We start from the raw sequence: 21,909 nt of genomic DNA, 5'->3' as shown, positions 1-21,909 counted from the left end.
GTGGTTAGGGGTCCCGGCCTTCACCGGGACGACAGTGAGTTTGTGGACACGGTCGACTTAAATCGCGCCGCCTCCTCCTACAACAACGTCCCGCGCAAGATGACCGCGGCAACGCCGAAATAGATCACGAGACCCGTCACGTCGACCAGCGTCGCGACGAACGGCGCCGACGCGCTGGCCGGGTCGAAGCCGATGCGCTTGAGGATGAACGGCAGCATCGAGCCGCACAGCGAGCCGAAGGTGACGATGCCGATCAGCGCGGCGCCGACGGTCGCGGCGACCAGCACCCAATGCGGGCCGTAGTCGAACAGACCCATCGTCTGCCAGAGCGTGATCCGGACAACGCCGATCAGGCCGAGGATGGAGCCGAGCACGATGCCGGTCGGCAGCTCGCGCACCGCGACGCGCCACCAGTCGCGCAGCCGCACCTCATGCAGCGCCAGCGAGCGGATCAACAGCGAGGTCGCCTGCGAGCCGGAGTTACCGCCGGAGCTCATGATCAGCGGGATGAACAGCGTCAGCACGATCGCCTTCTCAAGCTCGCTCTGGTACGACTGCATCGCGGTCGCGGTCAGCATTTCCGACAGGAACAGCGCGCACAGCCAGCCGGCGCGCTTCTTGATCATCTCGCCGAACCCGATCCGCAGGTATGGCTCGTCGATCGCTTCCATGCCGCCGAACTTCTGGGCGTCCTCGGTGGATTCCTCGACGATGGCGTCGATGACGTCGTCGACCGTGACGATGCCGAGGATGTGGCCGGGACCGTCGACGACGGCGACCGCAAGCAGGTCGTAGCGCGAGATCAGCCGCGCCGCCTCCATGCGGTCCGCCTCCGGCGCGATCATCAGCGGCTTGCGCGCCGGTGCCGCGGTCAGCACATTGGCGTGCGGATCGGCCGAGATCAGGCGGCGCAACGGCACGGCCTGGATCAGGGTCTTCTTGACCGGGTCGATCACGAAGATCGAGTAGACGGTCTCGCGGGTGCGCTCGACCATACGGATGTGATGCAGGACCTCGGCGATGGTCCAGGTCGAGGGCACGCTGACGAACTCGGTCGTCATGATGCTGCCGGCGCTGCGCTCGGGATAGGCCAATAGCCCCGAGATGACGCTGCGGGTCTCCGGGTTGAGGCCGTTCAGCAGCGTGGTGCGCAGCGGCTCGACCAGCTCCTTGAAGATGTCGGCCGCGCGGTCGTCGGAGACCCCGGACAGCAGGGAAACCGCCGTGTCCTGCGGCAGCTCGGCCAGGATCTCGCAGGTGTTGTCGAGCCCGGGCAGGTCGAGCACCTCGATCGCTTTCTCGGCCGGCAGCGAGCGCAGCAGCTTGGCCGCATCCGCCGGCTCCCGCGCGTTGAGGGCGTCGACGATCTCGGCGCCCGGGCATGGGCGAGATCACCGTTCTGGCCGGCGAGCGTGTCGTGGGTGATGGTTTCGCTGGTGTCCTGCATCGATCGGCCTCGGCTTTGCGTCCAGCAGCGCAATGAACCAAGGCGGCGGAGATTTCAAACAGAAAGTGCGGCAGCACGCCGCAGGCGTGCCGGAGTGAGGCCACGTCACGGCGCCGTCATATTTCGGCAAATTGCGAGGTGCCGCGCCGGAGGGCCGATCAGGCCCGGCCGAACAGTTTCGCCGCGTCTTCCACCGCCTGGCGCGCGGCGGTGAAATCGGGCGTTTCGTTGTCGTCGTTGAAGCCGAAATAGTCGTTTTCGCCGACCGGCTGAACGACGATGCCGTCGCGCCGGCCGAGGACGCTGAGGTTACGGTAGAAGACGCCATAACTGACATCCGGCTGAGGGATCAGCCAAGCGATCTGGCCGCGCACCGGGACAATGCTCTCGTCCCGGAACAGCGCACGGGCACCGTAGCCGGTGCAATTGACGATGACGGTCTCGCGGATATTCGAAAGATCGGACGGCGCGTGCAACTCGATCGGCACGAAGAGCCCCCCGGCGCGCTGAAACTCCGCCTCGAGTTCACGGTAGAGATCCGTGACATTGTAGGTGAGCGAGGCGCTCTTCCAGGCATATGGCGCGGGAAACGGATTCGATCCGGCGGCCAGCAGGTCCCAGCGCGGCGTGAGCGACCGGACGCGGCCGCGCAGTTCGAGGAATTTCCTCTGGCCGTCGGCCGAGGCGTGCTGACGCCGGTGCGGACGGCCGTCGGCGTCGGGAGCATCGTCGGAGAGCAGATAGCGATCCGTCCATTCGATCGGATTGCCGGCAAGGCCGAGATAGCTTTGATGGGTGGCGAAGGACGTGCGCGCCATCCGCTCCCAGCGGTCGGCGAAGTCCGGCGCGACATCGGTTTCCATCGCGATACGCGAGTCCGGCGACCAGTCCCCCGTCGCGCGTGCCGAACGCACCTGAGGGAAACGCTCCTTGGCATAGATCGTGACGGTCGCGCCCATCCGCTGCGCCGTGATCGCGGTCGTCAGACCGATCGCGCCGGCGCCGAGGACGGCGATTTTGCGCGCGCTCGATTGCAGAGCGAGCGGCACCGCCTCCTGCGCGGCGCCCCAGCACAGCGACCAGCCGCTTCCGCCGTGTCCATAGTTGTGGACGACGTATTTCGTGTCGATCCACTCCGCCTCGATCCGCGGGCCGGCGGCGCGAAAGGGACGCAGGCACACAGTGACGCGAAACATCCGGTCCGGCCGCGCAAGGACCGGTCGGAGCGCGGGGGCGTCGACGAACGCGGCGTTGTCGGCGGCCCCACGCGTTGAAATCCCTGCGACCGCGGCACTCGCCAAGCCGCCGCCGAGAAATGTCCGACGATTGAACATCGATCCCCCTTGCCGCAGCGGACTTCCGGGACGCTACGTCTCGTGCGGCAGAGCATCGAATCGTGACACCACGATGTCGCGCTTGGTCTCGTCGACGCGCACCGTCATGTCGAACCGCTCGCCATGCAGCTCCTTGCTCAGGACCTCGGCATTGCGGTGCAGCCAGCTGATGCCAGCGCCGTCGGAGGCGTCGATCGACAGCTGCAGCGTCGAGCGCTTGGCCGCGAGGCGATCCTCGATCGCTGTCAGCAGCGCGTCGATCCCCTCGCCGGTCACGGCCGAGACCAAAAAGCACGGCCGCTCCGCTGGGCGGCGCGCGGCGATGTTGCGCAGGTTGTCCCGCTCCTCGGGATCGAAGCGGTCGATCTTGTTCCAAACCTCGATGATGCGCTGGCCACTATCGGCATCGGGATCGATGCCGAGCTGGCGCAGCACGCCCTCGACGTCGCGCTCCTGCGCCTCGGCATCTTCATGGGAGATGTCGCGGACATGCAGGATGATGTCAGCCTCCAAGACCTCCTCCAGCGTGGCGCGGAACGCGGCCACCAGCTGGGTCGGCAGATTGGAGATGAAGCCGACCGTGTCGGACAGCATCGCCTTGCCGCCATGCGGCAGGTTGAGCGCGCGCAGGGTCGGATCGAGCGTCGCAAACAGCATGTCAGCGGCCTGCACGTCGGCGCGCGTCAGGCGATTGAACAGGGTCGACTTGCCGGCATTGGTGTAGCCGACCAGCGCCACCACGCGATAAGGCACGCGCTGACGGCCGGCGCGATGCAGCCGCCGCGTCGCCTGCACCTTCTTCAACTCGCCTTCGAGCTTGGTGATGCGCTCGGAGATCAGGCGGCGGTCGGCCTCGATCTGGGTTTCGCCGGGACCGCCCATGAAACCGAAGCCACCGCGCTGGCGCTCGAGATGGGTCCAGGAGCGCACCAGACGGCTGCGCTGGTAATTCAGATGGGCAAGCTCGACCTGCAGCGCGCCTTCCTTGGTCTTGGCGCGGCGGCCGAAGATTTCCAGGATCAGGCCGGTGCGGTCGAGCACCTTGGTGCTCCAGGCCTTCTCGAGATTGCGCTGCTGGATCGGCGACAGCGCGCAATCCATCACCACGAGCTCTACCTTGTTGCCGGCGACGAGGCCGTTGATCTCCTCGACCTTGCCTTTGCCGAGATAAGTCGCGGGCCGGATCTGGCTGATCGGCGCGATGACGGATTCCACCACGGTGAGGTCGATCGCACCGGCAAGGCCGGCGGCCTCCTCGATCCGCGCTTCATAGTCGCGGACAGAGGACTCCGTTTGCGCGTCGCCGTCACCACGGCGCACGCGCAGGTACGGGCCGATGACGATCACCCGCCCGCTGCTGCCGTTCCCCGCCGACCCGGGCCTAGACTTGGTCCGGTCGCGCCCCCTTCACGATTGAAGGGTTCCAATCAGTTCACTCTCAAGCCGGTGCGTCCTCGCCACCTTCGAACAGCTGAATCGGGGCTCCGGGCATGATGGTCGAGATCGCATGCTTGTAGACAAGCTGCGAGTGACCGTCGCGCCGCAGCAGCAAGCAGAAATTGTCGAACCATGTGACAATGCCCTGCAGCTTCACTCCGTTGACCAGAAATATCGTCAGTGGCGTCTTGGTTTTACGAACGTGATTAAGGAAGGTGTCTTGTAGATTTTGTGCGCGGTCTGCCGCCATTGTTTTTGTCCCGCAAGCTTGTGCTTCTTTTTATTGAACCGGTTGCGGCTCTCTGACGGAGCCTCCTCCGGCTGCCCACCTGCCCTGAGATCCCCCTCTGGCAGGCGTAGCGGTAGGATTAGAGGCCACGCGCGGTTTTTAGGCAAGCCGGTTCGCGGTGCAGTCGGTAGGAACACGGTGGCAATTCTAAGAAAGGGCGGGGAAAGAGACGAATATTCTCGTGGAGAGTGGATAAATCCCCAGTTGTACCCGCCCCACCCTCGCCTCGCCCGACGGCCCAACGGCCGTGAGCTCGCTTCCCGCCACCCCGGCGGGTGATCGCCGAGGCTTCACGCCAAACAACCCACGGCCACCGGCCCGGGCACGGGGTCAGCCGACCCCAAGCGCCTTCAGCTTGCGATGCAGCGCCGAACGCTCCATGCCGACGAACTCCGCGGTGCGCGAGATATTGCCAGAGAAGCGGCTGATCTGGGCGATCAGATAGTCGCGCTCGAACACCTCGCGCGCCTCGCGCAGCGGCAGGCCCATGATGTGCTCGCCGTTGTTGGAGGTCGGCATCGCCGGCACCATCGAGCCGACGTCCTGCGGCAGCATGTCGGCGGTGATGATCGCCTCCGGCCCGCCGCCGGCGAGAATCATCACGCGCTCGACGTTGTTGCGGAGCTGACGGACGTTGCCCGGCCAGACATGCGACTGCAGCACGGCCATCGCGTCCTGCCCGATCTGACGCTTGGGCAGGCCGGTGGCCGCCGAGATCTGGTCCATGAAATAGTCGATCAGCTCGGGAATGTCCTCGCGGCGCTCCGACAGCGGCGGCACCCGGATCGGCACCACCGAGAGGCGGTGATAGAGGTCCTCGCGGAAACGCCCGCCGGCGATCTCCTCCTCGAGATTGCGTGCGGTCGAGGAGATGATGCGGACGTCGACATGCACCTTGCTGGTGCCGCCCTGGCGCTGGAAGGTCTGATCGACCAGCACGCGCAGGATCTTGTTCTGGGTCTCGCGCGGCATGTCCGCGATCTCGTCGATAAACAGCGTGCCGCCATGCGCCTCCTCGAGCGCGCCGGCCTTGCGTTGCTGCTCACCATTCGATCCCTCGATGCCGAACAGCTCGATCTCCATGCGCTCCGGCGTGATCGCGGCCGCATTGATCACCACGAACGGCCCCTCGGCGCGACCCGACGCATGGTGCAGCGTGCGTGCGGCAAGCTCCTTGCCGGCGCCGGACGGACCGACGATCAGGATGCGGCTGTTGGCCTTGGCGGCGCGGTCGATGGTCTGGCGCAGCTGGTTCATGCAGGCCGAGCGGCCGGTCAGGACGCTTGCCGCCGGCGCCAGTTGCTTGAGCTCCTTCACCTCGCGTTTCAGCCGCGAGGTCTCGAGCGCGCGGGTCGCGACCAGGATCAGCCGGTCCGATTTGAACGGCTTCTCGATGAAGTCGTAGGCGCCGCGCTTGATCGCAGCGACCGCGGTCTCGATGTTGCCGTGGCCGGAGATCATCACGACCGGCAGGTCGGCATTGTCCTTCTTGATCTGCTCGAGCAGTTGCAGGCCGTCGAGCTTGGAGCCCTGCAGCCAGATGTCGAGGAAGACCAGGTTCGGGCGGCGGTTCGCGATCTCGGCGAGCGCCGAATCGCTGTCGCGCGCAGTGCGCGTGGAGAAGCCTCATCGTCCAGAATACCCGCGACGAGGTCACGAATGTCAGCTTCGTCGTCGACAATCAGAATGTCACTTGCCATGGGTTACACCTGCCTTGTCAGTCGCCCGTCGCGGCTTTGATTTTTGGCTCTTGGCTTCTTGGCTCTTGCGCATTTGGCTCTTGGCTACTTGCTTCTTGGATTTTTGGTTCATTGTTGGTCGCCTGTGCCGGGCCGTTGGTCGGCTCTTCCGGCGGATTTTTTTCACTGTCGGGTTCGGTCTTGTCCGGTGTCGCGTCCGGTTTCTGTTCCTTGCTTTCAGCCTTGTGTTCGGGCTTGGCCGCCTGGCCCGTAACGGAGAAGCGCAGACGCATCCAGGCGCCGCGCTGGCCCTCGCGGAAATCGGAGGCGTCCTTGAGCTCGATGCGGCCGCCGTGGTCCTCCAGGACGCGGCCGACGATCGCAAGTCCAAGGCCGGTACCCTTGGCCCGCGTCGTGACATAGGGCTCGAGCAGCCGCGCGCGCGCGACCTTGGGCAGGCCGATGCCGTTGTCGACCACGTCGATCAGGATGTCGTCACCCTCGCGCTGCGCCACGACGTCGATGCGGCCCTTGCCGAGCTCCTCGGGCGGCACCTGCTCGATCGCCTCGGTCGCGTTCTTGATGATGTTGGTCAGCGCCTGCGAGATGAGCCGGCGGTCGAACTGCGCGGGCAGCGGCGACTGCTTGATGTCGGCCTCGATGTCGAGATCGGGATGGGCGACCTTCATCAGGAACACCGCCTGGCGCACCACGTCGGCGACGTCCTCGCCTTCCATCACGGGCTTGGGCATCCGCGCAAAGCGTGAGAACTCGTCGACCATGCGCCTGATGTCGTCGACCTGGCGCACGATGGTGTCGGTGCACTGCTCGAAGATCGACTTGTCCTTCTCTTCAGTAATCGTCTTGCCGAATTTGCGGCGGATGCGCTCGGCGGAGAGCTGGATCGGGGTGAGCGGATTCTTGATCTCATGGGCGATGCGGCGGGCGACGTCGCCCCAGGCCGAGGTGCGCTGCGCGGAGACCAATTCGGTGATGTCGTCGAGCGTGATGATGTAGCTGTCGCGCGACTGGCTGGTTTGCTCGGCGGAGACGCGAACCGACAGATTGCGCTCATTGCCATCGCGCAGGATCGTGACCTGACCCTGCACCAGGCGCTGCGTGCCCTCGCGCGCGGTCTTCATCATCTCGTCGAGCTCGGGCAGCACGTCCGAGAGCGGATGACCTAATGTCTCCGACTCGGCGTGCCCGATCAGCTTCTCTGCCGAGCGGTTGAGGATGCCGACGCTGCCGGAGCCATCGACCCCGATGATGCCGGCGGAGGCCGAGGACAGCACCGCCTCGATGAAACGGCGGCGGCTGTCGATGGTCTCGGAGGCATCGACCAGCTCGTTGCGCTGGGTGCGCAGCTCCTGGGTCATCTTGTTGAAGGTTTCGCCGAGCAGCGCCAGGTCGCTGGCCGACTTGTGGACCGGCACCTGAACATTGAGGTTGCCGGTCGAGACCTCGCTCGCCGCGCCCATCAGCTGGCGGATCGGAGAGACCAATCCGTTGGCGAAGTTGAGGCCGATCAGCACCGAGGCCATCAGGATGGTCAGCGCGATCACCGCGAACATCAGCGCGAACGCGACCTGGATGCCGAGCCTGCGGGTCTCGAGCTGGGCATATTCGGCGGCGCTGGTCTGGGTCTGCTTGAGCTGGGCCACGACCGCCGGATCAAGCAGCCGCGCGACGTACAGGAACATGTCGTCATAGGCGCGCAGCCGGACCACGGAGGCGACGTAGTTTTCCGGGAACACCGAGATCTTCGGCTCGGTCTCGTTGATGTCCTTCAGGATGTCGGGCGGCGGCGCCTCGTAGTTCAGCCGAACGCCGGTTTCGGCGCTGGCGACGATCTTGCCGTCCTTGTCCATCAGCACCGCGACCGGCAGGTTCCGCGCCTCGGCGCCGGCCGTCATCAGCTGCAGGAACGTCATGCGGTCCTGGTCGTAGAGCGGCCGCGCATGGGCAAGGTCGTTGGCCATCGCCAGCGTGTCGCCGTTGATGAGCTGGGCGTGCTCCTGCATGTAGGCACTGGCGATCGTCAGCGAGTTCTGGATCACCTGCTTGGTCGGGCCTGAGAACAGCCGGTCGAGGCCCCGCTCGATGGTGACGTTGGCGACGATCGACACCAGCACCGCGGGCAGCACCGCGATCACCGAGAACAGGCCGACGATCTGGACGTGCAGCCGTGCCGCCGCCCGGCCCCGCCGCCTCGCCTGCACCATCTGCCAGACTTCCCGGACGATGATCCCGACCAGCAGCAGGATCGTGCCGGCGTTGATCATCAGGAAGGAACGGACGACGTCCGAGGTCGGCTCGATCGGGGTCAGGCCGGTCAGCACCACAAAGGTGAGGAAGGCAGACAGCAGCGCGATGGCCACGGCGAACGGCGCCAGCCAGCGCCGCAGCGGAAAGCCCCGCGCCTTTGCGGTGGGCTCGGCCGGGGGCGCGTGTAATGTTGAGGCGGTGGTGTCTGCGCTGGTCATACCGGCAATTGAGCTGAGAGCGATCGCCCGCTGGAATTGCGAACTGATGCAATCATATCACAATGTTGCCGAATTGCGACATTTCCGCGGCGCAAACCGCCGTGCGGCGCCGTGTCCTCAAAACCATTTGTGACTACTCAATAACGGTAGAGGCTTGCAGCGGGGCTTGGCGCCCCGCCCCTGTCCCTAGCCGCCGCTCCGGTAGACCTGAATATCGAGGTCGCGGATCTTCTTGCGCAGCGTGTTGCGGTTCAGTCCGAGCAGGTCGGCGGCCCGGATCTGGTTGCCGCGGGTTGCCGCCAACGCAGCGGTCAACAAGGGGATCTCGATCTCCTTGAGGATCCGGTGGTAGAGGCCCGGCGGCGGCACGCCGTTCGGGAAGCCGGAGAAGTGCGAGGACAGGTAGGCCTCGACCGCGCCGCCGAGATTGTCGACGCCGACGGTCGCGGTGCTGCCCGAGGTGACTGCCGGCGGCGCCAGTTCGCCATCGATCACCGAGGCGGTGATGACGTCCTGCGGATAGAGCGCGGCGAGCCGCCGGGCGAGGTTCTCCAGCTCGCGGACGTTGCCCGGCCAGCGGTGCTGCTTGAGCCGCTCCAGCGCCTGGGCATCGAGCTTCTTCGGCGGCAGGCCGTCCTTCTCGGCAAGGGAGAAGAAGTGCCGGATCAGGTCGGGCAGATCCTCGATGCGCTCGCGCAGCGGCGGCAGCCGCAGCGGCACCACGTTGAGGCGGAAGAACAGGTCCTCGCGGAACAGGCCCTGCTGGATCAGGATGCGCAGGTCCTTGTTGGAGGCCGCGACGATGCGCACGTCGGTCTTGATCGGGGTACGGCCGCCGACGGTGGTGTATTCGCCCTGCTGCAGCACGCGGAGCAGACGGGTCTGCGCCTCCATCGGCATGTCGCCGATCTCGTCGAGGAACAGCGTGCCGCCCTCGGCCTGCTCGAAGCGGCCGGAGGCGCGGGTATTGGCGCCGGTGAACGCGCCGCGCTCGTGGCCGAACAATTCGGATTCAATCAGGTCGCGCGGGATCGCCGCCATGTTGACCGCGACGAACGGGCCGTTGCGGCGCCGGCCGTAATCGTGCAGCGCACGGGCGACCAGCTCCTTGCCGGTGCCAGACTCGCCGGAGATCATCACGGTGAGATCGGTCTGCATCAACCGCGCCAGCACGCGGTAGATTTCCTGCATCGCCGGCGAGCGGCCGACCAGCGGGATCGAGTCGAACTCGCCGTCATCGGCGGGACTTGAGACCCGCTCCTTCGGCTCGGCAAGCGCGCGGCCGACGATGGTGATCAGCTCCTTCAGGTCGAACGGCTTCGGCAGATATTCATAGGCGCCGCGCTCGGAGGCGCGGATCGCGGTCATGAAGGTGTTCTGCGCGCTCATCACGATGACCGGCAGATTGGGCCGCATCTTCTTGATCCGCGGCAGCAGATCGAATGCGTTCTCGTCGGGCATCACCACGTCGGTGATGACAAGATCGCCCTCGCCCTGACTGACCCAGCGCCACAGCGTTGCGGCGTTGCCGGTCAGGCGCACCTCATAGCCGGCGCGCGACAGCGCCTGGTTCAGGACGGTCCGGATCGCGGTGTCGTCGTCAGCGACAAGTATGCTACCTGCAGGCATTGGTGTTCCTCATCGTGCATCCTGAGAGGCAGGCGAGGACGTACCCGGAACGTCATCGCGGTTGCTTTGGTCGTGTTGCTTGGCGGCGCTGTACATCGGCATCAGCACGCGGAAAGTGGTTTTGCGCGGTTGCGACTCGCATTCGATGATGCCGCCGTGATCGCCGACGATCTTGGCGACCAGCGCGAGACCGAGCCCGCTGCCGGTCTGCTTGGTGGTGACGAAGGGATCGAACAGGTTCGGCAGCAGGTCTTCCGGCACGCCCGAGCCGTTGTCCTTGACGCAGAATTCCAGCGGCAGCGAGACCCGCGATTTCTTGCCGGGCACCGACAGCCGCACGCCCGGCCGGAACGCGTGGTGAGATGGATTTCCGCATCGGTACCGAGATCGGCGACCGCCTCGGCCGCGTTCTTCACCAAATTGAGGAACACCTGGATCAGCTGGTCCTGGTTGGCGAGCACCGGCGGCAGCGACGGATCGTAGTCCTCGATGAAGCGGACGTTGCGGGCAAAGCCGGACTGCGCCAGCCGCTTCACATGGTCGAGCACCGAATGGATGTTGACCGGGCCGCGCGCCACCGGACGGTCGTCGCCGAACACTTCCATGCGGTCGACCAGCGTGACGATGCGGTCCGCCTCGTCGCAGATCAGCCGCGTCAGCAGCCGGTCCTCGGAGGAGGCCTGTTGCTCCAGGAGCTGCGCGGCGCCGCGGATGCCGGACAGCGGGTTCTTGATCTCATGGGCGAGCATCGCGGCCAGCGCGATCACCGAGCGCGCCGCGCTGCGATGGGTGAGCTGGCGGTCCATCTTGTCGGCGATGGTGCGCTCCTGCAGCATCACTACGATATGCCCGGGCCGCTCGGTCAGCGGCGCGACGTGGAGATCGACCTGGCGATCGCCGCCGATCCGCGGCGTGCCGAGATCGACCTTGTATTCGTTGACCGGCGAGCCGCTGGCGCGCACCTGCTCGATCAGCGCCAGCAGCGGGCTGCCGAACGGCACCAGCTCCTTCAGCGACTGCCGGCGCAGGAACTGGGTCGAGATCTCGAAGAAAGATTCGGCGGCGATGTTGGCATCAACGATCCGGCCGTCGGGCGCGACCAGCAGCACCGGATTGGGCAGCGCGTTGAGGATGGCCTCGCCGTCGGTGGGCACGGGCCGGCGAAATTCCATTGCTGACGTCATGCGGCAGCACTCCAGGCAAAATCGTCGTAGGCGTCCTCGAGCGCGCGATGCACGCTGGACGGCTCCTCCGAGGTCAGGATCGCCTGCCGCCAGGTCTTCAAGGTTGCCGCCGGCGCGCAGCTATAGGCGGCCGCAGTCTCCAGCGCCCAGCCGAGATGCTTGCGCGCATGCTTGAGCCCGATGCGCAGGCCATAGTGGCTGCACACCGCGTCATACAGCGCGCGAACATGCTTGAGCTGCTCGGCCAGCGACGGCGCGGCCTCGGCGACCCCGGTCTCGAGCCTGCGGCCGATCTGGCCGGGCAGCCAGGGCTGCCCCTGCGCGCCGCGGCCGATCATGACGGCGTCGGCGCCCGACATCTGAAGCGCGCCGACGGCCTTGTCGAACGAGGTGATGTCGCCATTGACCACGACCGGAATCGTGACGGCGTCCTTGACTGCGCGCACCGCGTTCCAGTTCGCCTCGCCCTTGTAGAACTGGCAGCGGGTGCGGCCATGCACGGTAATCATCTGCACGCCCGATGCCTCGGCGCGGCGCGCCAGCTCGGGCGAATTGAGCGAGCGATCGTCCCAGCCGAGCCGCATCTTCAGCGTCACCGGCACCTTGACCGCGGCGATGGTCGCATCGATCAACGCGACCGCGTGGTCGAGGTCGCGCATCAGGGCCGAGCCGGACTGGCCGCCGGTCACGTGGCGCGCCGGGCAGCCCATGTTGATGTCGATGGCGTCGGCACCGGCGGCCTCGGCGATCCGTGCGCCCTCCGCCATCCAGTGGGTCTCGCAGCCCGCAAGCTGGACCACATGCGGCCCGATCCCGGCTGCCTCACAACGCAGCTTCGACATCGGCTTGCCATTCACCAGATCGTCGCTGGCGGTCATCTCGGACACCACCAGGCCGGCGCCCAAAGTTGCAGCGAGTCGCCGGAAGGGAGCGTCAGTGATGCCGGACATGGGCGCGAGGAGAACCCGGTTGGCGACAGCAATATCGCCTATCTTCAATGGGTTACGAGGAGTACTTTGCACGCCGGTCACAACCGTCTCATCGTTCTGCAGCCACGCCATTGCAGCTGACATTGTCTATTCTGCGCACAATTCTTGTGCAGTCAAGGCTCATGCCTACGGTTTAGACATTTCTACCACCGACGCAAGTGCACTGCAACAAAATCTGCTTTTCCCACAGTCAGCGGCAAACGCTCTGTTTTTGCACAGCGGTCATGCTAAGGGCTGTGCGCGGCGGGCGATCCTCGCCGTCCCCCTCATCCCCGATTCGTCTGTCACTGGTTCAAAATGCCCAAGCCTGAGCGTACCGCAGCCATCCTTGTTGCCGCCGGCCGCGGACTGCGCGCTGGCGCAGGCGGCCCGAAGCAATATCGGACGATCGGCGGGCAGACGGTGATCTACCGCGCCATGGAAGCGTTCTCCGGACATCCCGATGTCTTTGCGGTGCAGCCGGTGGTCAATCCCGACGACGCTGCGCTGTTCGATGAAGCGGTCGCGGGCCTTCGTCACCGGCCGCCGACCCCAGGTGGCGCGACCCGGCAGGCCTCGGTTCATGCCGGGCTTGAGGCGCTTGCCGCCGAGAAGCCGGACGTCGTGCTGATCCACGATGCCGCCCGCCCCTTCGTGACCGCGGCCGTGATCTCGCGCGCGATATCAGCGGCCGGCCGGACCGGTGCGGCGATCCCCGTGATTCCCGTCACCGACACGATCAAGCTCACCAGCGATGCCGGCGACGTCGAGGCGACGCCGGAGCGCGCGCGCCTGCGGATCGCGCAGACGCCGCAGGCATTTCGTTTCGACGTAATATTGGAGGCGCATCGTCGTGCCGCGCGCGAGGGCCGCAGCGATTTCACCGATGATGCTGCGCTTGCTGAATGGGCGGGATTGACCGTTGCGACGTTTGAAGGCGATGCTGCCAACATGAAACTCACCACACCCGAAGACTTCGTGCGCGAGGAAGCGCGGCTCGCAAGCCAGCTCGGCGACATCAGGACCGGCACCGGCTACGACGTGCACGCCTTTGGTGACGGCGACCATGTCATGATCTGCGGCGTGCGCGTGCCGCACACCAGGGGATTTCTGGCCCATTCCGACGGCGATGTCGGGCTGCATGCGCTGGTCGATGCGATCCTCGGCGCACTGGCCGACGGCGACATCGGCTCGCACTTCCCGCCGAGCGACGCCAAGTGGAAAGGCGCCTCATCCGACCAATTCCTGAAATATGCCGTCGAGCGCGTCACCGCGCGCGGCGGGCGGATCGCCAATCTCGAAGTGACGATGATCTGCGAGCGGCCGAAGATCGGCCCGCTCCGCGACACCATGCGGGCGAAGATCGCGGAGATCTCCGGCGTCCATATCTCGCGCGTCGCGGTCAAGGCCACCACCAGCGAACGGCTCGGCTTCACCGGCCGCGAGGAAGGTATTGCCGCGACCGCGAGCGCACGGTCCGCCTCCCCTGGGACGATAAGGGCTGGGGGGCCTGACATGGGCGGCAGCGACGCTCGTGCCTTGTCCCGCTCGCTGCTCGACCTGTGCCGGATGCGCAAGCTGACCATCGCGACCGCCGAATCCTGCACCGGCGGCCTGGTTGCGGGTGCGCTCACCGACATCCCCCGGCTCCTCCGACGTGATCGATCGCGGCTTCGTCACCTATTCGAACGAGGCCAAGCGGGTGATGCTCGGCGTCAAGGCGGCGACGCTGGAGACGTTCGGTGCGGTGAGCAAGGAAACCGCGACCGCGATGGCGATCGGCGCGCTGGAAAAGGCCGGCGTCGACCTTGCGGTGTCGATCACCGGCATCGCGGGCCCTGGCGGCGCGACGCCGGGCAAGCCGGTGGGCCTGGTGCATTTCGCCGTCGCCGCGCGCGATGGCCGCATCCTTCATCGCGAACAGCGGTTCGGCGCGATCGGGCGCAGTACGGTGCGGCAACGCTCCGTCGTCGAAGCGCTGCGCATGTTGATGGAGCTCGCGCGCCCGCCACAGGCCGCAAAACCCCGCCGTGAGACTGCCAGCCGGTTGCGACCGCGGGTGGCCCGTTCGCCGCGCAGCCACGCCGCGAAACGCCGGCGGCCGCCGCGAGGCTAGGCCTACCGACGCCGAGTCGCACGAGCGACAGCCCGGCGATAGCTTCCAGTCAACTGCGACCCAGTGCCGCCCACCTCAGGTGGAACGTCGACGTCGCCTCGCCGTTTTCTCTTGATCCAACTCTGCCGTTTCAGTCGTTCCTCGAACGGCAAAATCCCACAACAAGGAGAAAATGATGAAGTTGGGAACTTTGGTCGTGGCCGCGATCACCGCTGGTGCCATGACGCTGTCGACTGTTGTCCCTTCGTTCGCCGCCCCGCTCGCACCCGCCGCCCGCTTGCAGGACCAGCCTACCTCCGTCGAGCATGTGCAGTATCGCCACTGGCATGGTGGTCCCCGTTACGGCTATCGGGGCGGGTACGGCTACCGCGGCGGATACCACCATCACCACGGTGGCGGAAACGGCGCTGCAATCATCGGCGGCCTTGCAGCCGGCGCGATCATCGGCGGTGCCATCGCGGCGAGCCAGGCCAAGGCCAACAACGACGCCTATTGCTCCCAGCGCTTCCGCTCCTACGACCCGGCTTCCGGCACCTACATCGCGTCCGGCGGCGTGCGGCGTTCCTGCCCGTGATTTAGCATCTGGGCATCGCGCACAGACCGCTGCGATGCCCTTTCTCATTCCACGTCATTGCGAGGAGCGATAGCGACGAAGCAATCCATGCCACCGCCGGCGTGGTGAGATGGCTTGCTTCGCTGCGCTCGCAATGACGGATCGAGTTACGAAACGGCCGGCTTGCCGTAGACCTGGTCCGCGCGCTTCTCGAACGCGTGGGCAAACCGCCCGAAGGCGGCGTCGAACATCGAGCCCATCAGCATTGCCAGCATCCGGCTCTTGAATTCGTAATTCAGGAAGAAGCCGACATCGCATTCGGTCTCCGACTTCGGCTCGAAGCTCCAGCGATTCTCCAGATTGCTGAACGGGCCGCGCAGATACTCGACCAGAATCTTCAAATTGGGCCGGTCGAGCGTCACCTTGCTAGTGAAGGTCTCCTTGACCAGCTTGAAGGAGACGGTCATGTCGGCGACCACGACCTCGGTGCCGTCGTCCTTGGGCGTCCGCTGGCGGATCTTGAGCGCCTGGCACAGCGGCACGAATTCCGGATAGCGCTCGACATCAGCGACCAGGTCGAACATCTGGGGCGCAGTGTGGCGGACCCGCCGCTTGCTGGAGAATCGTGGCATCAGTGGATACTCGCACGGTTTCGCTGGAGTGCGAGGTTGTTCAGATAGTCGTCGGCCTGCGCCCGGTCGGTAAAGCAGACCAGCGATTGATCGGCACGCAAGCCCTCGAAATATTCGATCAGCTTCGGCCGCTGCTGCCGGCGATAGGTCCAGACATAGCGGAAGAATTCCAGGTCGATCTTCTCCGGACAGCCCTCCGCCATCTCCGGGCGCACGCGGCCATAGCTCGCGGCAATGCGCCCGAGGATTCCGAGCATGCAGGTCGATCGCGGCAGGTCGAACCAGATGATCGTATCGGAGAGCTCTTTGCGCAATTCACCTGCACCGCTCTTGGTGTAGTTCCCGTCCATGATCCAGCGCGGCTCTCGCGCCGCCGCGGTCATGCGAAGATTGAATTCGTCCTTGTCCGACTCGACCCAGCCCGGCTTCCAGAACAGCGCGTCGATCGACACGGTCGGGATACCGGTCAGCGCGGACAGCCGCCGCGCAAAGGTCGACTTGCCGGATCCCGACGATCCCATCACCAGAACGCGCTGCATTGGTCCCGTCCAAAGGCTCAATCAAGGCTCGATCGAGCAACGGCGCGTGATGGCGCCGGCTCACCGCCGTTTACAAAATCTAGCGGCCGCGGGCCGTGCGGGCCGCCTGCAGTTTGGCAAAATCCTCGCCGGCATGATGCGACGAGCGTGTCAGCGGACTCGCCGACACCATCAGGAAACCCTTGGTATAGGCAACGCGCTCGTAGCCGGCGAACTCGTCCGGCGTCACGTAGCGCATCACCGCGTGATGCTTGCGCGTCGGCTGCAAATACTGGCCGATGGTCAGGAAGTCGACCTCGGCCGAGCGCAGATCGTCCATCACCTGCAGCACCTCGTGCCGCTCCTCGCCGAGGCCGACCATGATGCCCGATTTGGTGAAGATGGTCGGGTCCATTTCCTTGACCCGCTGCAGCAGCCGGATCGAATGGAAATAGCGCGCGCCCGGGCGGACCGTCAGATAGCGCGACGGCACGGTTTCCAGGTTGTGGTTGAAGACGTCGGGCTTGGCCGCGACCACGCGCTCGAGCGCGCCGTCCTTGCGCAGGAAGTCCGGCGTCAGGATCTCGATGGTGGTGGTCGGGCAGCGCGCACGGATGGCGCGGATCACTTGCGCGAAATGCTCGGCGCCGCCGTCAGCGAGATCGTCGCGATCGACCGAGGTGATGACGACGTGGGCCAGTCCCAGCTTGGACACTGCCTCGGCAACGTGTTCGGGCTCATTGGCATCGAGCGCGCCGGGCATGCCGGTCTTGACGTTGCAGAACGCGCAAGCGCGGGTGCAGGTGTCGCCCATGATCATGAAGGTGGCGTGCTTCTTGTCCCAGCACTCACCGATGTTGGGGCAGCCCGCCTCCTCGCACACCGTGACGAGGCCGTTCTCCTTCACGATGCGGCGCGTATCCGCATAGCCGCGCGTGTTCGGCGCGCGAACCCGGATCCAGTCCGGCTTCGGCGGCGACACGGAATCCGGACGGTTCACCTTTTCGGGGTGACGCGGGCGGAGCTGGGTGGTGGAGATGGTGTCGACGATAGTGACCATAGGTGCCTGCAAGTCGCGAGAAACCATAGCTAATCGGTGTTGGCGCGGCTCGCAACCCGCGCCGCGACCCTAGCAGATCAGCCCAGATATTGGCACTGTTGTGGTCCGTTCCACGCCGATTCCCACCTCAAAATGGCTCAAAATCCCCGCTTCACCCGTGCGACTGCGCCACGCCTCGGCAAGGCGCTGAAACGCGCCTTCTTCGATCGCAGCGTCCACGAGGTCGCGCCCGACCTGATCGGCGCGACCTTCCTGGTCGGCGGCGTCGGCGGCATCATCACCGAGGTCGAGGCCTACCATCACACCGAGCCGGCGGCCCACTCGTTCAATGGCCCCACCCCCCGCAATCAGGTGATGTTCGGCCCGCCGGGCTTCTCCTATGTCTACCGCTCCTACGGCATCCATTGGTGCGTCAATTTCGTGTGCGAGGAAGCGGGTTCGGCCAGCGCCGTCCTGATCCGCGCGATCGAGCCGACCCATGGGCTTGCCGCGATGCGCCGGCGGCGCGGGCTGGAGGACGAGCGCGCGTTGTGCTCGGGACCAGGCAAGCTCTGCGAAGCGATGGGCATCACCATTGCCCATAGCGAACTGCCGCTCGACCGTCCGCCGATCGCACTCCACGCGCGGTTGGAGACGCCCGACATCGTCACCGGGATCCGGATCGGCATCACCAAGGCCGTCGAGCTGCCCTGGCGCTACGGGCTGAAGGGATCGAAGTTCCTCAGCAAACGGTTCTGAGCGCCACGGCGTGACCGGCTACGACGCCTTCTTCAGCCGCTCGATCGCCTCGAGGATCTTCGCCCGACGCTCCTGAGCGGCCGAGCGCTTTTCCTTCTCTTCCTCGACGAGCTCTTCCGGCGCGTTGGCGACGAACTTCTCGTTGGACAGTTTGGCGTCGACCCGCTTGATGTCGGCGTCGGCCTTGCCGAGCTCCTTCTCGAGCCGGGCCCGTTCCGCGGCGAGATCAATCACGCCCTTCAGCGGCAATGCGACGACTTCGCCGCGCACCAGAAGCTGCATGGCGCCTTCCGGCGCGGCGTCCGCAAACGAGATGTCCGACAAGCGCGCGAGACGCTTGATGGTGTCGTTCCAGCGCTGTGCGCGATCGCGCGTCTCATCCGAAGTCGTCACGATCACCAGCGGCGTCAGCGTCGACGGCGGGATGTTCATCTCCGCCTTTACGGAGCGCATGGCGGTGACGAGATCGACCACCCAGCCGATCTCGGCTTCGGCCGCGGGATCGCTGAACTCGTCCGCGTCGAGCGCGGCAATGACCGGCGGAATGATCGGATCGACCACTGGACCGGCAGTCGCGATCGCCGCGAGCTGTTCACCGGTGACGCCCGACTTGCGCGGCCAGGATGCCAACACCAGGAGGCCATCGCGCTTCGCGGTCACCGCCCACAGCTCCTCGGTGATGAAGGGCATGAACGGATGCAGCAGCTTGAGGATCTCGTCGCGCGTCCAGGCGATCATGGCACGGGTCTCGGCCTTGGCCGCGCCGTCCTCGCCCATCAGCACCGGCTTGGCGAGCTCGAGATACCAGTCGCAGAACACGTTCCAGACGAAGCGGTAGATCGCACCCGCCGCATCGTTAAAGCGATGATCCTCGATCGTCTCGGTCACCTCGCGGGTGACGCGCGAGGTCTCGTGCGCGATCCAGCGGTTGAGCGTTTCCTTGGCGTCCTTCGGATCGAAACCATCCGGCTTCACGCACTCGTTCATCTCGGCGAAGCGGCAGGCGTTCCAGAACTTGGTCGCGAAATTGCGGTTGGTCTCAACCAGATGCGGCGACAGGCGGATGTCATGGCCCTGCGCCGCTTCGCGGGTCAGCGCGAAGCGCAGTGCGTCGGCGCCGTATTCGTCGATCACGCCGAGCGGGTCGATGACGTTGCCCTTCGACTTCGACATCTTCGCGCCCTTCTCGTCGCGGACGAGACGGTGGATGTAGACGGTCGAGAACGGCGCCTGCTTCATGAAATGCAGACCCATCATCATCATCCGGGCGACCCAGAAGAAGATGATGTCGAAGCCCGTGACCAGCGTATTGGTCGGGTAGTAGCGCGCGACCTCCGGCGTATCGTCCGGCCAGCCCAGCGTCGAGAACGGCCACAGCGCCGACGAGAACCAGGTGTCGAGCACGTCCTCGTCGCGCGTGATGAAGCCCTCGCGCTTGGCGGGATCGACCGCCATGTCGTGCCCCTGCTCCGGCGTGATGACTTCCTGCTCGACGTAATAGCCGAGCGCGTTGCCGACCGCCTCTTCCTCGGTCTCGGCGACGAACACCTTGCCGTCGGGGCCGTACCAGGCCGGGATCTGATGGCCCCACCACAGCTGGCGCGAGATGCACCAAGGCTGGATGTTCTCCATCCACTCGAAATAGGTCTTTTCCCAGTTCTTCGGCACGAAGGTGGTTTCGCCCGAGTGCACCGCCGCCATTGCCGGCTGCGCCAGCGTATGGGCGTCGACGTACCATTGGTCGGTCAGATACGGCTCGATCACGACGCCGGAGCGGTCGCCATGCGGCACCATGTGGGTGTTGGGCTCGATTCGCTCGAGGAAGCCGAACTCCTCCAGCCGCGCCACGATCTTCTTGCGCGCCGCGAAGCGTTCGATCTTGTCGAACTCGGCGGCAAACTCGTCGGCGCCCATCGGCAAGCCGCGCAGGTAGTCCTCGTTGCCGGTGAGGCTGAGGCAGCCTTCCTGATCGAGCACGCTGATCTGCCGCAGGCCATGGCGTTTGCCGATCTCGAAGTCGTTGAAGTCGTGCGCCGGCGTCACCTTGACCGCGCCGGAGCCCTTCTCCGGATCGGAATAATCGTCGGCGACGATCGGAATCTTGCGGCCGACCAATGGCAGGATGACGTGCTGGCCGACCAAATCGGTGTAGCGCTCGTCGTCCGGATGCACCGCGACCGCGGTGTCGCCCAGCATTGTCTCGGGACGCGTCGTCGCGACCACGATGAACGACTTCGGATCGTCCGGGCTGAAGCTGCGGCCCTCGATCGGATAGCGCAGGTACCAGAGATGACCCTTGACCTCGACCTGCTGCACCTCGAGATCTGAGATCGCGGTCAGCAGCTTCGGGTCCCAGTTGACCAGCCGCTTGTCCTTGTAGATCAGCCCATCGCGGTGCAGCTCGACGAACACCTTGACGACGGCGCGCGACAGGCCCTCGTCCATCGTGAACCGCTCGCGCGACCAGTCGCAGGACGCGCCGAGGCGCTTGAGCTGGTTGACGATGGTGCCGCCGCTCTCGGCCTTCCATTGCCAGACGCGCTCGAGGAACTTGGCACGGCCCATGTCGCGCCGGCCCGGCTCCTGCCGTTCCATCAGCTGACGCTCGACCACCATCTGGGTCGCGATGCCGGCATGGTCGGTGCCGGGCTGCCACAGCACGTCGCGGCCGCGCATCCGCTCGAACCGGCACAGGATGTCCTGCAGCGTGTTGTTGAGCGCGTGACCCATGTGCAGCGAGCCGGTCACGTTCGGCGGCGGGATCACGATGGTGAAGGGCGCGGCGTCCTTGCGCTCGGGCCGGCCGGCCTTGAACGCACCGCTCTCCTCCCAGATCCGGGCCATGCGGTGCTCGATATCGGCGGGCTGGTAGTTTTTCTCGATCATGACAATGCGCTGTGGACCACGGGAAAGGTTAGAAAGCCGCCGGAGCGCACCAAGTCAACCGGACTGGCACGTCAAAACGGCGTTTTGGGCATTTGGGGACGGAATGAGGGCTGCCAAGCCCCTGCGGGGCGGGCTATCGACCGCGGGATACCCGCTCGATCTCGGCCTTGACGATCCGCTCGACCAGGCCCGGCAGATTGTCGTCCAGCCAGGACTTCAGCATCGGCCGCAGCATCTCCTTGACCAGATCCTCCAGCGTCCGTGCATTGTTGCTCAGCACGGTGTTGGCCAGCGAGTTGAAGGCGGATTCGACCGCCCGCATCGTGGTTCCCGAGATGATCTGCTGCATCGGCGCGGCTTCGATCGCCGGCGGCTCTCGAACAGGCTCGCGAACGGATTCCTGGACAGGCGCCCGGGTGCGGGCCTCAGTGAACTCGACGTCATCCTGCGGCTCGACCTTGCGGAACGATGGCGCGGGAGCCGGCTCCGGCAGTGCCATGTCGTCGGTGAGCTCGAACACATCGGCTTCGGGCTGGGCTTCGGGCTGCGGCGACGGCCTGATCTCGGCCGCGGGCGTCGCCTCGTCGAGGCTGGCCAGAAGCGAATCGATATCGTCCTGGCTGTTGCTGGCCGGAGCCGCCGGCGGCGGTGATTTCGGCGCGGGTGCTGCGGCCTTCGCGGCAGGAGGCGGGCTCTTCATCGCGGGCTTGGCTGCCGGTGGTGGCGTGGGCTCGGCCTTCGGAGGCGGCGGTGGAGCGGCGGCCGCCGGCTTCTCGGCCGCACCCGGCTTCGCCTCGTCGTCGGCAATGATGCGACGGATCGACGCCAGGATCTCCTCCATCGAGGGCTCTTGGACCTTCGCAGGTTGCGTCATCTCCGACTCCACATCGAAACTATTTTACATCAAGCCCGAGAGGATTCGCCGGTTCCGATGATGCGGGCGGAGATTTTCA

At 65.7% G+C, this 21,909-nt stretch carries 13 protein-coding genes and 5 pseudogenes; 4 read left to right on the top strand and 14 right to left on the bottom strand.

The annotated features are described in order from the left end of the window. Window positions 1–77: 77 nt before the first annotated feature. The 9 genes and pseudogenes from mgtE to dusB all read right to left on the bottom strand — a co-directional run. A pseudogene (mgtE, locus tag ALC15_RS06105) lies at window positions 78–1,370 on the bottom strand (magnesium transporter); the annotation flags it as partial. A 235-nt stretch (window positions 1,371–1,605) separates the two neighbouring features. Further along, window positions 1,606–2,781, bottom strand: a complete 1,176-nt coding sequence (locus ALC15_RS06100) for an FAD-dependent oxidoreductase (protein WP_050626487.1) — start codon at window positions 2,779–2,781, stop codon at window positions 1,606–1,608. Between the two features lie 33 nt (window positions 2,782–2,814). Then, window positions 2,815–4,128 carry a GTPase HflX gene (hflX, locus tag ALC15_RS06095; RefSeq protein ID WP_050626486.1) on the bottom strand — a complete coding sequence of 438 codons (1,314 nt, stop codon included), beginning with the start codon at window positions 4,126–4,128 and terminating at the stop codon, window positions 2,815–2,817. A 91-nt stretch (window positions 4,129–4,219) separates the two neighbouring features. Then, on the bottom strand, window positions 4,220–4,468 hold the full coding sequence (gene hfq / locus ALC15_RS06090) for an RNA chaperone Hfq (protein WP_006020546.1): 249 nt from the start codon (window positions 4,466–4,468) through the stop codon (window positions 4,220–4,222). Between the two features lie 369 nt (window positions 4,469–4,837). Next, window positions 4,838–6,207: pseudogene (gene ntrX / locus ALC15_RS06085) on the bottom strand (nitrogen assimilation response regulator NtrX). A gap of 17 nt (window positions 6,208–6,224) precedes the next feature. Further along, entirely contained in the window at window positions 6,225–8,672 is a 2,448-nt protein-coding gene (locus tag ALC15_RS06080; RefSeq protein ID WP_050626485.1) for a sensor histidine kinase NtrY-like, read from the bottom strand. Window positions 8,673–8,858: 186 nt separating this feature from the next. Then, window positions 8,859–10,301, bottom strand: coding sequence for a nitrogen regulation protein NR(I) (ntrC, locus tag ALC15_RS06075; protein ID WP_021079341.1), 1,443 nt, complete (start codon window positions 10,299–10,301; stop codon window positions 8,859–8,861). A gap of 9 nt (window positions 10,302–10,310) precedes the next feature. Further along, window positions 10,311–11,485: pseudogene (locus tag ALC15_RS06070) on the bottom strand (two-component system sensor histidine kinase NtrB). Beyond that, window positions 11,482–12,483, bottom strand: a complete 1,002-nt coding sequence (gene dusB, locus ALC15_RS06065) for a tRNA dihydrouridine synthase DusB (protein WP_200914645.1) — start codon at window positions 12,481–12,483, stop codon at window positions 11,482–11,484. Before dusB ends, ALC15_RS06070 begins: the two are co-directional and overlap by 4 nt. Before the next feature lie 288 nt (window positions 12,484–12,771). Here dusB and ALC15_RS06060 point away from each other — a divergent pair. The 3 genes and pseudogenes from ALC15_RS06060 (at window position 12,772) to ALC15_RS06055 (ending at window position 15,143) form a co-directional block, all read left to right on the top strand. Next, window positions 12,772–13,967: pseudogene (locus tag ALC15_RS06060) on the top strand (bifunctional 2-C-methyl-D-erythritol 4-phosphate cytidylyltransferase/2-C-methyl-D-erythritol 2,4-cyclodiphosphate synthase). 1 nt (window position 13,968) lies between these two features. After that, window positions 13,969–14,569 (top strand): annotated as a pseudogene (locus ALC15_RS41480) (CinA family protein). Between the two features lie 172 nt (window positions 14,570–14,741). Then, complete coding sequence (locus tag ALC15_RS06055; protein WP_050626483.1) at window positions 14,742–15,143, top strand: BA14K family protein; 402 nt, start codon at window positions 14,742–14,744, stop codon at window positions 15,141–15,143. A gap of 146 nt (window positions 15,144–15,289) precedes the next feature. Here ALC15_RS06055 and ALC15_RS06050 read toward each other — a convergent pair whose 3' ends face one another. The 3 genes from ALC15_RS06050 to lipA form a co-directional block, all read right to left on the bottom strand. Then, a complete protein-coding gene (locus ALC15_RS06050; RefSeq protein ID WP_050626482.1) occupies window positions 15,290–15,754 on the bottom strand; it encodes a type II toxin-antitoxin system RatA family toxin in 465 nt (154 codons plus the stop codon). Continuing rightward, window positions 15,754–16,293 (bottom strand): P-loop NTPase family protein, encoded by a 540-nt coding sequence (locus ALC15_RS06045; RefSeq protein ID WP_050626481.1) that lies wholly within the window; start codon window positions 16,291–16,293, stop codon window positions 15,754–15,756. Before ALC15_RS06045 ends, ALC15_RS06050 begins: the two co-directional genes overlap by 1 nt. A 79-nt stretch (window positions 16,294–16,372) precedes the next feature. Continuing rightward, window positions 16,373–17,332, bottom strand: coding sequence for a lipoyl synthase (gene lipA, locus ALC15_RS06040; RefSeq protein ID WP_050626480.1), 960 nt, complete (start codon window positions 17,330–17,332; stop codon window positions 16,373–16,375). A gap of 132 nt (window positions 17,333–17,464) precedes the next feature. On the opposite strand from lipA, the gene ALC15_RS06035 reads away from it, so the two are divergent. Beyond that, complete coding sequence (locus ALC15_RS06035) at window positions 17,465–18,070, top strand: DNA-3-methyladenine glycosylase (protein ID WP_050626479.1); 606 nt, start codon at window positions 17,465–17,467, stop codon at window positions 18,068–18,070. Window positions 18,071–18,088: 18 nt separating this feature from the next. On the opposite strand, the gene ALC15_RS06030 is transcribed toward ALC15_RS06035, so the two are convergent. Together ALC15_RS06030 and ALC15_RS06025 are read right to left on the bottom strand one after the other, a co-directional pair. Continuing rightward, window positions 18,089–20,956, bottom strand: a complete 2,868-nt coding sequence (locus ALC15_RS06030; RefSeq protein ID WP_050626478.1) for a valine--tRNA ligase — start codon at window positions 20,954–20,956, stop codon at window positions 18,089–18,091. A gap of 133 nt (window positions 20,957–21,089) precedes the next feature. Then, entirely contained in the window at window positions 21,090–21,830 is a 741-nt protein-coding gene (locus tag ALC15_RS06025; RefSeq protein ID WP_050626538.1) for a PopZ family protein, read from the bottom strand. Between the last annotated feature and the right edge of the window lie 79 nt (window positions 21,831–21,909).

It is taken from the genome of Bradyrhizobium viridifuturi, from assembly GCF_001238275.1.
GTDB classification, from domain to species: domain Bacteria; phylum Pseudomonadota; class Alphaproteobacteria; order Rhizobiales; family Xanthobacteraceae; genus Bradyrhizobium; species Bradyrhizobium viridifuturi.
The sequence above is the reverse complement of the archived record's forward strand: the minus strand, read 5'-3'. Positions and strand labels throughout refer to the sequence as shown.

Bases quoted from the DNA above. Each gene is read 5' to 3' on its own strand.
- lipA (WP_050626480.1), bottom strand. From the start codon at position 17,332: ATGGTCACTATCGTCGACACCATCTCCACCACCCAGCTCCGCCCGCGT.
- ALC15_RS06050 (WP_050626482.1), bottom strand. From the start codon at position 15,754: ATGCCACGATTCTCCAGCAAGCGGCGGGTCCGCCACACTGCGCCCCAG.
- ALC15_RS06035 (WP_050626479.1), top strand. From the start codon at position 17,465: ATGGCTCAAAATCCCCGCTTCACCCGTGCGACTGCGCCACGCCTCGGC.
- ALC15_RS06025 (WP_050626538.1), bottom strand. From the start codon at position 21,830: ATGACGCAACCTGCGAAGGTCCAAGAGCCCTCGATGGAGGAGATCCTG.
- ALC15_RS06080 (WP_050626485.1), bottom strand. From the start codon at position 8,672: ATGACCAGCGCAGACACCACCGCCTCAACATTACACGCGCCCCCGGCC.
- hfq (WP_006020546.1), bottom strand. From the start codon at position 4,468: ATGGCGGCAGACCGCGCACAAAATCTACAAGACACCTTCCTTAATCAC.
- ntrC (WP_021079341.1), bottom strand. From the start codon at position 10,301: ATGCCTGCAGGTAGCATACTTGTCGCTGACGACGACACCGCGATCCGG.
- ALC15_RS06045 (WP_050626481.1), bottom strand. From the start codon at position 16,293: ATGCAGCGCGTTCTGGTGATGGGATCGTCGGGATCCGGCAAGTCGACC.
- ALC15_RS06100 (WP_050626487.1), bottom strand. From the start codon at position 2,781: ATGTTCAATCGTCGGACATTTCTCGGCGGCGGCTTGGCGAGTGCCGCG.
- ALC15_RS06030 (WP_050626478.1), bottom strand. From the start codon at position 20,956: ATGATCGAGAAAAACTACCAGCCCGCCGATATCGAGCACCGCATGGCC.
- ALC15_RS06055 (WP_050626483.1), top strand. From the start codon at position 14,742: ATGATGAAGTTGGGAACTTTGGTCGTGGCCGCGATCACCGCTGGTGCC.